Below are 12,090 nucleotides of genomic sequence, written 5' to 3' on the forward strand. Positions count from 1 at the left end.
ACAGGCGTCAGTCGTCCTGCGGGCTGGCTCTCTGCAGGCGCTCGCGGGCGGCGTCCAGCCAGTGCTGGCAGACCCCGGCCAGCTCCTCGCCGCGCTCCCACAGGGCCAGGGACTCCTCGAGGGTCAGCCCGCCGCCCTCCAGCTTCCGGACGACGTCGGCGAGCTCCTCGCGGGCGTCCTCGTAGCTCTGGGTCGGCGGTGCGTCGTCAGGTGTCCCGGGCGTGCTCACGGTTGCCCATCCTGCCGGTCGACGCGCACCGGGATGCGACCGCCGGCCACCCGCACCGCGAGCGCCTGGCCGTCGGCCACGTCGTCGGGGTCGCGGACGAGCCCGCCGTCCGCGGTCTGCACCAGGGCGTAGCCGCGCTCCAGGGTGGCCTGCGGGGAGAGCGTGGTGACCCGGGCCCGGGCGTGCTCCAGGTCCCGGACGGCCAGGTCGACCCGGTGGACCAGCGTCCGGGTCGCCCGGAGCCGGAGTGCCGCGACGTCGTCGTCCCGGCCGGCCAGCAGCCGCTGGGGCTCGGCGATCGCCGGCCTGCTGCGCACCTGGTCCAGCCAGCGCTGCTGCTGGTCCAGCCGGCCGGTCACCAGGGCCAGCGCCCGGGCGCGCAACCCGTCGACCAGCCGGCGCTGCTCGCCGATCTCCGGGACCACCCGGTGCGCGGCATCCGTGGGGGTGGCCGCCCGGACGTCGGCCACGTGGTCGACCAGCGTCGTGTCGGTCTCGTGCCCGACGGCGGTGACCACGGGCGTGCGGCAGGCGGCGATCGCCCGCACCAGGCCCTCGTCGGAGAAGGGCAGCAGGTCCTCCACCGACCCGCCCCCGCGGGCCAGCACGATGACGGCCACCTCGGGGTCGCGGTCCAGCCGCTGCAGCGCCGCCATGACCTCGCCGGCGGCCGAGGGCCCCTGCACGACGCAGTGCTGGACGGCGAACCGGACAGCGGGCCAGCGCCGCCGCGCGGTGACCAGGACGTCGCGCTCGGCGGCGCTGTCCTTGCCGGTCACCAGCCCGACGACGGCGGGGGCGAAGGGCAGCGGTCGCTTGCGGACGGCGTCGAAGAGCCCCTCGGCGGCCAGCAGCCCGCGGATCCGCTCGATCCGGGCCAGCAGCTCGCCCAGGCCGACCGCCCGGATCTCGGTGGCCCGCAGCGAGAACGACCCGCGGGCGATGTAGTAGTCCGGCCGGGCCCGCACGAGCACCCGGGCACCCTCGGTGAGCGCCAGCCCCGGCCGGTCGGCGACGTCGCGCGGGCAGGTGACGGGGACCGACAGGTCGGCCGCGGTGTCCCGCAGGGTGAGGAAGACCGTCGCCGCCCCCCGCCGGGAGAGCTGGGCGACCTGGCCCTCCACCCACACCTCGCCGAGCCGGCCGATGTACTCGGCGACCTTGCGGGCCACCGTGCGGACCGGCCACGGCTGCTCGGCGGAGGAGGGGGCGGTCACGGGTCGAGCCTGCCAGGTGCCGGCCGCGGCGGCTGCCAGCCCGCTCCCAGGCCCCGGCCAGGACCGGGGTGCAGCCTGCTGCGGTGCGGGTGCGGACGTGGGGTGGACTGGTCGGTGCGGTGGTGGTCGCCGGGGTGCTGGTCGCCGCCGGTGTGGTGCCCTGGGTGCTGGTGGCCGACGCGGCCGGGCAGGCGGTCGGTGACCGCCAGGGGCCGCTGTCGGCGGCCACCGTGGCCGAGGTGACCGATCAGCCCCTGCCGGCGGTGACCCAGGTGCTCGCCGCGGACGGCTCGCTGATCACGGACTTCTACGACCGCGACCGGGTACCGGTCGCCGCCGACGCGATCGCGCCGGTCATGGGCGCCGCGCTGGTCGACGTGGAGGACTCCCGCTTCTACTCCCACGGCGGCGTGGACCCGATCGGCACGCTGCGGGCCCTGGTGGCCGACCTGTCCTCGGGCGGGGCCGCCCAGGGCGGGTCGACGCTGACCCAGCAGCTGGTCAAGCAGGTGCTGCTGCAGGACGCGACCACGACCGCCGGGCAGCAGGCGGCCACCGCCGACACGGTCGCCCGCAAGCTGACCGAGGCCCGGCTGGCCCTGGCGGTGGACGCCCGGCTCAGCAAGTCCGAGATCCTCACCCGCTACCTCAACACGGTCTACTTCGGGCACGGGGCCTACGGCGTGCAGGCCGCCGCGCGGACCTACTTCTCGGTCGACGCGTCGGCCCTGACGCCGCTGCAGGCGGCCACCCTGGCCGGGCTGGTGCAGAACCCGTCGGCCGACGACCCGATCGCCCACCCGGACGCGGCGCAGGCCCGCCGGGACGTCGTCCTGCAGCGGATGCACGACCACGGCGACCTGGACGACGCCGACCTGGCCGCCGACACGGCCGCCCCGGTGGCGACCACGCCGACCGCAGCGCCGCCGCAGGGCTGCGCACAGGCGCTGGGCGGCGGGTTCTTCTGCAGCTACCTCCGCACCTACCTCACCGGCACGCTCGGCCTGACCGACGCCGAGCTCGACGGCGGTGGGCTGACCATCCGCACGACGCTGGCGCCGGGCGTCCAGCAGGCCGGCGACGCCGCCGTCGTCCGCACGGTGCCGCGGGACAGCTCGTTGGCCGCGGTCTACGACGTCGTGCAGCCCGGCACCGGGCACGTGCTGGCGATGAGCGTGAACCGGACCTACGGCTGCACCGGGGACGGGTGCACCTCGGTGGACCTGCCGACGGCGGCCGCCCGCGGGTCGGGATCGACCTACAAGCTGTTCACCGCGGCGTACGCCCTCCAGCACGGCTACACCGCATCGTTCACCCAGACCACCTCGGACCCGTACACGTCCACGGTCTACAAGCGGGACGGCGGCACCCGGGGCGTGCCGTACACGGTGGGCAACGCCGGGCACTACCCGGCGACGCTCGACCTGGCCGACGCACTCGTCGAGTCCTCCAACACCTTCTTCGTCGGCCTGGAGGACCACCTCGGCAGCGTGGCGGGACCGGTGCACGAGGCGCAGACCCTCGGCCTGGCGTCGCTGACCGACGACGACGCCCAGCAGATCGTCGACGGCGAGCAGGGCTCGTTCACCCTGGGACCGCAGGCGACCAGCCCGCTGGACCTGGCCGACGCCTACGCCACGGTGTTCTCCGGCGGCACCCGGTGCGACCCCACCCCGGTGACCGCCGTCCTCGGGCCCGGCGGCACCCAGCTGGCCGGCAGCGGGGGAGCCCTGGACACCGGGGACCACTGCACGCCCGGGGCGCTGCCGGCGCCGGTGGCCCACACCCTCGCCCAGGTCATGCGCGGTGACGTCGAGTCCGACATCGGCACCGCCTCCCGGGCGCGGGTCTCCGGGCACGACATCGCCGGCAAGACCGGCACCACCCAGGGCAACGTGTCGGTCGCCTTCGTGGGGTCCACTCCCGACTACACCGCGAGCGTGCTGGTGTTCGACCCGGACCAGAACGTCGACGTCGGTGGCTTCGGCGGGGGGAAGAGCGCCCAGATCTGGCACGACGCGATGGCCCCGGTGCTCGCCCAGGGACCGACCCCGGACTTCCCGGCGGCCGACCGGACGGTGCTCGGCGTGCCGGCGGGCGGGGACTGCCCGTTCCGGGAGGGCGACCTGGCGCTGGTCTGCTGAGCGCAGCCGCGCTCAGTCGATGCAGGTGGAGGTGTCGAAGCTGTGGCCGCCGTCGGGCGCCGGATCCGCCGCGACGGGTGCCGAGGGGGGCGCCGTCGGGGCGGCGGAGGGGGTGCTGCCGGGGCCGAGCCCGTCCGTGCCCAGCGTGAGCGTCACCTTGGTCACCGCGGTGGACTCGGCCACCCCGGCCCCGGGCACAGCGGCGGCCACCGCACGGGCGGCGGCCTCGCTGCCGGGCGGGTAGCTGATCGCGGTGAGCGTGGTCGTCGCGGCGGCGTCCCCGGTGACGGTGCCGAAGCCCAGGCCGGCCAGCGCCTGCGCGGCGGTGCCGGCCCGCCCGGCGGCGCCCGTGCCGTTGAGCACCTGGACCTGGACCGTGGTCGGGTCGGCCGGGGTGGCCGCGGTGAAGGCCGGAGGGTCCCCGACCACCGAGTCCACGAAGGCCGGCATGGCCAGCGTGTCGACCGCGACGATCGAGACGTCGTGCCCGTGCACCCGGATGGTCGGCGTGCCGGTGACCGGGATGGTGGTGAACCGGATGCTGCTCGGGCTGGTGTGCGCAAGCCGCTGGGCCAGCGCCAGCAGGTCCAGGCCCGGGTCGGTCTGCACCGCCGCGCCCACCGCCGTGACCAGGCCGTCGAGCCGGGACGGCGACAGCAGCAGACCGCTGGAGGTGATCGCTGCGGCCTCGGCGGACAGGAAGTACTGCTGCCGGACCTCGCGGTCCAGGTCGCCGTGCGGGAGCCCGTGCCGCTGCCGCACGAAGGCCAGGGCCTGGGAGGCGTCCAGCGTGGAGACCCCGGCGGGCAGCTGCAGGCCGGAGTAGCTGTCGTCCACCGGTGCGTCCAGGCAGACCTGCACCGGCCCGAGGGCCTGGGCGACCTGGTAGAAGCCGAGCAGGGAGATCCGCACGACGTGGTCGACGGTCAGCCCGGTCAGCTGCTGCACCGTGGCGACCAGGGTCTGCAGCCCGCCCGCGTCGCCGCCGTCCGCCGCGCCGTCGGCGAACGCCGAGTTGATCTTCGCGGTGTCGTGCCCGGCGATCGGCACCCAGGAGTCCCGCGGGATGGACACCGCGGTCGGTGCGCCGCCGCCGGCGGGCAGGTGCAGCACGATCAGCGTGTCGGTGTTGGTGCTGCCGCCGTCCTCCTGGGTGCCCAGCTCGGCCAGCAGCTCAGGGCTCGCGTCGGCGGGGCGGTGGTCGTCCCCGACCAGCAGGATGTTCTGCGCGGCGTCCTCGGCGGCCGGGGCCTGCCCGGCCGGCAGGGCGTCGACCCGGGTGACGCTCGCGTCCAGGGCCCGGTAGACCTGCCACCCGTAGCCGCTGCCCACCAGCACCGCTGCCGACACCAGCGCCGCCGTCCCGCGCAGCAGGGCGGAGGCGGGTGTCGGCAGGCTCACCGGCCCAGGGTGGGACGTCGTGCTGTGCGGCGGCCGGACGTCGGCTGGGGGTCGTCCGGGAGGTGCAGCGCTCAGCCGCGCTCGCGGGCCAGCTTCTCCTGCCGGTTGCGCAGCAGGGTCAGGAAGGGCGGGCGGGCCTGGTTGGCCTGCTCGTAGGCGAGGAGCTCGTCGACGGTGACCGGCTGGTAGCCGCGCAGCCGGCCGCGCAGCTGGGCGATGGTGAACCCGTCGTAGCCGGCGACCGGCGCCTCGGCGGCGGACTCGTGCACGGCCTCGATGGCCTTCTCGGAGGCGGCGATCATCGCGTCGTCCTCGGCGGCGTCGTCGCTCATGTTCACCGCCAGCTCGTCGACGGTGGAGGTGATCTCGTCGGCGGCCGGGTCGTCGGGGAGGGCGGCCACGTCGACGTCGGAGAAGTCGGTACCGCCCAGCTCGGCGGTGAGCGCGGTGGCCGCGAGCTCCTCGGCGGCCAACGTCTCGTCGGTCAGGTCGTCGTCGCCGACCGCGGCGGCCTCGTCGACCACCAGCAGGGGGGTCTGCGGCTCGTCCTCGACGTCCTCGACGGCGTCGGCGGGGTAGGCGTCGTCGGTGTCGAAGGAGTCCTCGGCGTCCACCGGGACGCGGTCGAAGGCCGAGGCGCGCGAGCCCAGGCCGCCCTCGGCCGGGGCCGGGGCGGGGGCGTCCTCGTCGTCGAAGGTGGCCAGACCCGGCTCGGCGTCGCCGCGCAGGCCGGTGAGGACCTCGTCGCCCCGGGCGACCAGGCCCGAGTACTCCTGCTGCAGCTTCAGGGTCGTCTGCATGGCCAGCCCGATCGCCCGGACGGGCAGGGCGGGCAGGGTCGTCGGCAGCTTGCGCGCCTCGTCGAGGAGGGTGGCGGCCAGCCCGGCGACGGCGCGGACGGGTTCGGGGATCTCACGGGCCATGCCACCAGCGTGCCCCAGAGCACGGCGGATCGCGCTGCGGGGCTGCGGGGGGCTCCTACAGTGGTGGCATGGCTCCTGCTCGCGGACGTGTCCTGCTCGCCGATCCCCGTGGCTACTGCGCCGGGGTGGACCGCGCGGTGATCGCGGTGGAGAAGGCGCTGGAGATCCACGGCGCACCGGTCTACGTCCGCAAGCAGATCGTCCACAACAAGCACGTCGTGGCCACCCTGGAGCGTCGGGGAGCGGTCTTCGTGGAGGAGACCGACGAGGTGCCCGAGGGTGCCGTCGTCGTGTTCAGCGCGCACGGGGTGTCCCCGGCGGTGCACGAGCAGGCGGCCGCCCGCCAGCTGCGCACCATCGACGCGACCTGCCCGCTGGTCACCAAGGTGCACAAGGAGGCCCAGCGCTTCGCCAAGGACGACTTCGACATCCTGCTGATCGGCCACCGGGGGCACGAGGAGGTCGAGGGCACGATGGGTGAGGCGCCCGAGCGGACCCAGCTGGTCGACGGCGCCGACGACATCGCCAACGTGCAGGTCCGGGACCCGGAGAAGGTCGTCTGGTTGTCCCAGACCACGCTGTCGGTCGACGAGACCCTGGAGACGGTGGACCGCCTGAAGGACCGTTTCCCCGGGCTGCAGGCCCCGCCCAGCGACGACATCTGCTACGCCACGCAGAACCGGCAGCAGGCCGTGAAGCAGATGGCCGGGGAGTGCGACCTGGTGCTGGTGGTCGGCTCCACCAACTCCTCGAACTCCGTCCGCCTGGTCGAGGTCGCGCTGGAGGCCGGCGCCCGTGCGTCCTACCTGGTCGACTACGCCTCCGAGGTCGACGAGGCCTGGCTGGAGGGCGTCTCGACCGTCGGCGTCACCAGCGGCGCCTCGGTGCCCGAGGTGCTGGTCGGTGAGCTGCTGGACTGGCTGGGCGAGCGCGGCTACCCCGACGTCGAGACGGTCAAGGCGGCCGAGGAGCGGCTGGTCTTCGCCCTCCCGCACGAGCTCAAGCAGCGCCGGCAGGCCCTGGCCGTGGACACCTCGGCCGACTGACCCCGCCGACGCAGCAGGCCATCACCCGGCGTACCGGGTGGGTGCCTGCTGCGTGGAGGGGGCCGGTCAGCGGCGTGCGACCAGCCGGACGACGGTCAGCACCAGCGCCGCGGCGACGGCGATGGCCATCGCCGGGAAGCCCCGGATGAGCAGGGTGGCGACCGTCGGCAGCGAGAACGTCGCCGAGGGCGCCAGCACGATGTTGGCCACCGCGACGCCCACGAAGACCAGGGGCGGGGCCACGACCATGGTGGCCAGGTCGCGGCGGCGCACCAGCAGGGTGGCGACGGCGACCGAGCCGACGAGGGCGACCGTGGTGATCAGGCCGAGCCCGACGCCGACGTAGGAGTCCGCGGCGGCGCCGGCGAGGGTGACCAGGAAGGCCCCCAGCACGCCGAGGGCGCCCCGGATGCCGCGCTGGGGCGGGGCCGCGCGGCGCGGTGCGCGCTGGCCGTCGCGGGCGCCCGGTGCAGGGCGCGGGTTGCGGGGTGCCCGGGGGTCGGGCTGCTCGTAGGACCACTCGTCGTGGCCACCGCGCTCGGCGGACCGGCTGCGGGGTTGTGGGGACCTAGGACGGGGGACCCCGCCACCGAGGTCGTCCCGGTGGCTGCGCTCGGCTCGCACAGCGTCCTCCCGCCTGGACTCGACAGCACTGACCGGTGCGATCTTGCACCCCCTCGCTCCCGGCAGCACCCATGTGTGGCCGCCGATCGATCGCGTCACGGTAACGGCCGGACCTGTCCGGGAGCTGGAGGTCAGCCGGTGCCGCGCGCGTCGTGCCCCCGGGTGGCGGGGGATGCAGCCGCTCAGCCGTAGCGGAGGTCGTCGCCGGGCCGGTCCTCCACGGGTGGGTGCAGCGCCCGGACCTGGGCCTCCAGGGCCGGCGGCTGCGGCACCGGCGTGGCCGCGACGCCGAGGTCGTCGAACCGGCGGGCGGTGCTGAGCACCGACCGCTCGTAGCTGCCCACGGTGTCGTTGAACCGGCCCACCGCCGAGCCCAGCGCCGAGCCCAGCCGGGTGAGGTGGCCCGACAGCGTGCCGAGCCGGGTGTGCAGCAACCGGCCCACCTCGAGCACCGCCGCGGCGTCGCGGGCCAGCCGCTCGGTGCGCCAGGAGTAGGCCACGGTGCGCAGCAGGGCGAGCAGCGTGCTGGGCGTGGCGATGACGACGTCCCGGCCGAAGGCGTGCTCGAGCAGGCCCGGCTCGGCCTCCAGTGCGGTGGTCAGGAACCCGTCGGAGGGCACGAAGAGGACGGTGAACGGCGCGGCGGAGTCGAACGCCGTCGGGTAGCGGCGGGCGGCCAGCGCCTCGACGTGCGTCCGGAGCTGGCGGGCGTGGTCGGCGACCCGCTGCACCCGGACCGCCTCGTCGGTGGCCTGCACCGCCTCGATCCAGCCGGCGAAGGGCACCTTGGCGTCGACCACCACCTGCTTGCCGTCGGCCAGGGTGACCACCAGGTCCGGCCGCACCCCGGCGCCCAGGTCGTTCACGGCCGCGGGCTGCTGCACGAAGTCGCAGTGCTCGAGCAGCCCGGCGACCTCGACCACCCGGCGCAGCTGGACCTCGCCCCACCGGCCGCGGACGTGCGGGGTGCGCAGCGCGGTGACCAGCGCAGCGGTCTCCTGGCGCAGCTGCGCCGAGGTCTGCCCCACCGTGCCCACCTGCTCCCGCAGCTCGCCGTGCGCGGTGGCCCGGTCGCGCTCGATGCCGGCCAGCAGCCGGTGCAGGTGGTCGAGGGACTCGTGCACCGGCTCGAGTCCGTCGGGCTGCGGCGCGCGCCCGCGCAGCAGGCTCACCAGCCCGAGGGTCACCGCGGTGGCCAGCAGTGCACCGACCAGCAGGCCGAGGAGGAGGGCGGTGACGTCCATGCCCGCAGGGTGCCGGAGGGGTCCGACAGAATCGCTCAGGCGGCGCGGGCGACGTGGGCGGCCTCGTGGTCGAGCAGCCACCGCTTGACCGGCGTCCCCCAGCGGAAGCCGCCCAGCCCGCCGCCGGTGGCGAGCACCCGGTGGCAGGGCACGAAGAGGGCGGCGGCGTTGCGGGCACAGGCACCCGCCGCGGCGCGGACCGCCGCCGGGCGGCCGCAGCGCGCGGCGAAGGCGGCGTAGCTGTCCGGCCGGCCGGCCGGCACCGTCCGCAGCACCTCCCACGCCTCCTGCAGGAACGGCCCCGAGCGCTGGGAGACGACGACGCCGTCGATGGCCGCGACGTCCCCGGCGTGGAACGCGTCGACGACGTCCAGGACGGGCAACCGGTCGGCGGCCGCCACCGCGGCCGGCCGCAGGGAGCGGTGCACCACCGGCACGAGGTCGTCGACGTCGGCGGTCCACCCGCTGGCGAGGACCGCGCCGGAGGCGTCGTCGACCAGCACGGTGAACGGCCCGATCGGGGTGCTGGTGGTGGCGTGCAGTGCGGTCACGACGGGACCTCCGGGGTCGGGTGGCGGGTGAAGAGGGCGGGGGCCGACATCGCCCACAGGTGCGCGACGGCGTAGGAGCGCCAGGGGCGCCAGCGGGTGGCCGCGTCGGCGTCGGAGCTGCCGAGGGCGGTCAGGGACCGGCGCAGCGCCAGGTCGCCGGGCAGCCAGACGTCCGGGTCGCCGAGTCCGCGCAGCCCGACCAGGGCCACGGTCCAGGGCCCGATCCCCGGGACGGCCAGCAGGGCGCGCCCGGCCTCGGCGCGGTCGGCCCCGGCGCCCAGGTCGATCTCCCCGGCGACGAGCCCGCCGGCCAGGGCGTGCACGGTGCGCCGGCGGCTGCCGGTGAGCCCCACGGCGCCGAGGTCGGCATCGACGAGCGCCCCGGGGCGGGGGAAGGCGTGGGTCAGCGTGCCCACCGGCTCGGGCAGCGGCGTCCCGGCCGCGGCCACCACCCGAGCGGTGAAGGTGCGCGCGCCGCCGAGGGACACGTGCTGACCCAGCACGGCGCGCACGGCGCCCTCGACCGCGTCGGGGTGGGTGGGCATCCGCCGGCCCGGTGCCGCGCGGACCAGCCCGGCCAGGGCGGGGTCTGCGGCCAGGACGGTGTCGACGGCGAGCGGGTCGGCGTCCAGGTCCAGCAGGTGCCGGCAGCGGGCGACGGCGACGCCGAGGTCGCGCAGCTCGGCCAGCCGCAGCCGGGCGGTGACCGAGACGCCGTCCGCGGCGGGGGACAGCCGGACGACGGCGGGCCCGTGCGGCAGGTCCAGGACGCGGGAGAAGGTCACGCCGTCCCACTCCTCGAGCCCGGCGACGGCGTGCCCGCCCAGGAAGAGCAGCACCTCGGCGGCGCAGAACGGGGCCCGGGCGGCCAGCCGGAGGGTGAGCCACCCGGACGGGCCGGCGGCCGGGCGGCGGGACCCGCGCAGGGCGCTGGGTGTGGTGGCGAAGACCTCCCGCACGGTGTCGTTGAACTGCCGGATGCTGGCGAACCCGGCGGCGAAGGCGAGGTCGGCGACCGGCAGGTCGGTGGTCTCCAGCAGCACGCGGGCGGTCTGGGCCCGCTGCGCCCGGGCCAGGGCCAGTGGCCCCACCCCGAGCTCGGCGACGACCAGGCGGTGGAGCTGGCGCTCGCTGTAGCCCAGCGCCGCGGCCAGCCCGGCCACCCCGCTGCGCTCGACCTCGCCGTCGGCGATCAACCGCATCGCCCTGGCCACCACGTCGGCCCGGACGTCCCACTCCGGCGACCCCGGCACCGCGTCGGGTCGGCAGCGCCGGCAGGCCCGGAACCCGGCGGCCTGCGCACCGGCCGCGGTGGGGTGGAACTCGACATTGCCGACCAGCGGGGTACGGGCCGGGCACGAGGGTCGGCAGTAGATCCTGGTGGTGCGGACGGCGGTGAAGAACCACCCGTCGAACCGGGCATCCCGGCTGGTCACGGCGCGGTAGCAGCGATCGGCGTCCAGTCCGCGTCCCTCTAGCAGCTCGGTCACGGGATCGAGCATGCCAGCGCCCAGGGCCCAGCTCTGGCGGGAATCGGACACGGTGGTCACCCGGTGGGGAGGCCGAGCCGATAACCCCGGTGTCCGTGTTGTCGAACCTGGTGGGGCCCCGTGCGCGTCGTCGTGTGCCAGAACAAGAACTCCGGCCTGAACCACCACCGGGTGGAGGAGCCGGCGCGCGCGGTGAACGAGGCCGGGGTCGGGGTCGGGGTGACGGTGGTGCAGGGCCTGGCCACGACCATGAGCTCCGGTGCCGACCCGGTCGTGCTCGACGTCGACGACCAGGGCGCCGACGTGGTGGTGCTCCAGCTGCCCAAGACCGTCGAGCTGCTGCAGTGCATGCGGATGCTGCAGGCGCGCGGGGTGGCGGTCGTGGTCGAGATCGACGAGCTCCTCTCCGGCATCCCGTTCGGCCACCCGGGCTTCGGCGTGGCGGGCAACGGGATGGCCCGGCGCGCGGCGGACTGCGCGCGGGAGGCCGACCTGGTGACCGTGTCGACGCCGGCGCTGCTGCAGGAGTACGCGCGGCACGGTCGTGGCGCGGTCGTCCCCAACGCTGTTCCCCGGCGCCTGGCCGAGCTCCCGCCGGCCTACGAGCGGTCGGGCGGCCTGGCCGAGGTCGTGTGGACGGGCAACGTGCTGGGCCAGGCCGACGACCTGCAGGTGATGGGTTCCGGCCTCGAGCAGGCGTTGGTGGCCACCGCCGGGCGCAGCCGCTTCTCGGTGCTGGGGAACAAGCTCGACCTCCAGCAGGCGCTCGGGCTGTCCGCGGACCCGCGGGAGGTCGCGTGGTTGACGGATGTCGACAGCTACGTCCAGGCGCTGGGCGAGCTCTTCGACATCGGCATCGCGCCGATGCGCGACGACCGGTTCACCAGCGCGAAGAGCTGGCTCAAGGTGCTCGAGTACTCCGCCCGCGGCGTGTACGCGGTGCGGTCGGCGACGGCGGAGTACGAGCGGCTGGGCCTGGGCTGGCGGGCCAAGGCGCCCCGGGACTGGGCCAAGGCGATCACCAAGGCGGTGCAGGACCCCGAATGGCGCCGCGAGCAGGCGGCGGCGGCCCACCGGACGGTCCTCGACCAGCACCTCACCGAGCACACCGTCCCGCTGTGGCTCGGGGCGTGGCAGCGGGCGGCGGAGAACCGGGCGACCGCCCTGCGCCGCGGTGCGGTCGCCGTCGGCTGACCCCGCCGGGGCCCCGTACCCTGGTCC

Annotated in this window: 11 protein-coding genes; 3 read left to right on the forward strand and 8 right to left on the reverse strand. The window is 75.8% G+C overall.

All coding sequences use genetic code 11. From position 1 onward, the window contains the following. Positions 1–7: 7 nt before the first annotated feature. The gene (locus tag UXQ13_RS02550; RefSeq protein WP_225232793.1) at positions 8–229 is read right to left on the reverse strand and encodes an exodeoxyribonuclease VII small subunit; all 222 of its coding nucleotides are present in this window, start codon (positions 227–229) and stop codon (positions 8–10) included. Continuing rightward, a complete protein-coding gene (gene xseA, locus UXQ13_RS02555; RefSeq protein WP_336391774.1) occupies positions 226–1,446 on the reverse strand; it encodes an exodeoxyribonuclease VII large subunit in 1,221 nt (406 codons plus the stop codon). Before xseA ends, UXQ13_RS02550 begins: the two co-directional genes overlap by 4 nt. An 83-nt stretch (positions 1,447–1,529) precedes the next feature. Between xseA and UXQ13_RS02560 the strand changes: the two genes are divergently transcribed. Continuing rightward, entirely contained in the window at positions 1,530–3,590 is a 2,061-nt protein-coding gene (locus UXQ13_RS02560) for a transglycosylase domain-containing protein (protein ID WP_336391775.1), read from the forward strand. A gap of 12 nt (positions 3,591–3,602) precedes the next feature. On the opposite strand, the gene UXQ13_RS02565 is transcribed toward UXQ13_RS02560, so the two are convergent. Beyond that, the gene (locus UXQ13_RS02565; RefSeq protein WP_336391776.1) at positions 3,603–4,991 is read right to left on the reverse strand and encodes an LCP family protein; all 1,389 of its coding nucleotides are present in this window, start codon (positions 4,989–4,991) and stop codon (positions 3,603–3,605) included. A gap of 71 nt (positions 4,992–5,062) precedes the next feature. Continuing rightward, positions 5,063–5,914, reverse strand: coding sequence for a lipid droplet-associated protein (locus UXQ13_RS02570; protein ID WP_225232789.1), 852 nt, complete (start codon positions 5,912–5,914; stop codon positions 5,063–5,065). Positions 5,915–5,982: 68 nt separating this feature from the next. Between UXQ13_RS02570 and UXQ13_RS02575 the strand changes: the two genes are divergently transcribed. Next, complete coding sequence (locus UXQ13_RS02575) at positions 5,983–6,960, forward strand: 4-hydroxy-3-methylbut-2-enyl diphosphate reductase (RefSeq protein WP_225232788.1); 978 nt, start codon at positions 5,983–5,985, stop codon at positions 6,958–6,960. Positions 6,961–7,026: 66 nt separating this feature from the next. Here UXQ13_RS02575 and UXQ13_RS02580 read toward each other — a convergent pair whose 3' ends face one another. From UXQ13_RS02580 to UXQ13_RS02595, 4 genes are all read right to left on the reverse strand, one after another. Then, a complete protein-coding gene (locus UXQ13_RS02580; protein ID WP_225232787.1) occupies positions 7,027–7,584 on the reverse strand; it encodes a DUF6542 domain-containing protein in 558 nt (185 codons plus the stop codon). Between the two features lie 182 nt (positions 7,585–7,766). Next, positions 7,767–8,828, reverse strand: a complete 1,062-nt coding sequence (locus UXQ13_RS02585) for a DNA recombination protein RmuC (RefSeq protein WP_336391777.1) — start codon at positions 8,826–8,828, stop codon at positions 7,767–7,769. A gap of 35 nt (positions 8,829–8,863) precedes the next feature. Further along, positions 8,864–9,379 (reverse strand): methylated-DNA--[protein]-cysteine S-methyltransferase, encoded by a 516-nt coding sequence (locus UXQ13_RS02590; protein ID WP_225232785.1) that lies wholly within the window; start codon positions 9,377–9,379, stop codon positions 8,864–8,866. After that, positions 9,376–10,869, reverse strand: coding sequence for an Ada metal-binding domain-containing protein (locus UXQ13_RS02595; protein WP_225232784.1), 1,494 nt, complete (start codon positions 10,867–10,869; stop codon positions 9,376–9,378). The genes UXQ13_RS02590 and UXQ13_RS02595 overlap by 4 nt, the downstream gene beginning before the upstream one ends. A gap of 120 nt (positions 10,870–10,989) precedes the next feature. Between UXQ13_RS02595 and UXQ13_RS02600 the strand changes: the two genes are divergently transcribed. Next, complete coding sequence (locus UXQ13_RS02600) at positions 10,990–12,063, forward strand: glycosyltransferase family protein (protein WP_225232783.1); 1,074 nt, start codon at positions 10,990–10,992, stop codon at positions 12,061–12,063. Positions 12,064–12,090 lie beyond the last annotated feature (27 nt).

Source organism: Klenkia terrae (assembly GCF_037083865.1).
Classification (GTDB): Bacteria; Actinomycetota; Actinomycetes; order Mycobacteriales; family Geodermatophilaceae; genus Klenkia; species Klenkia terrae.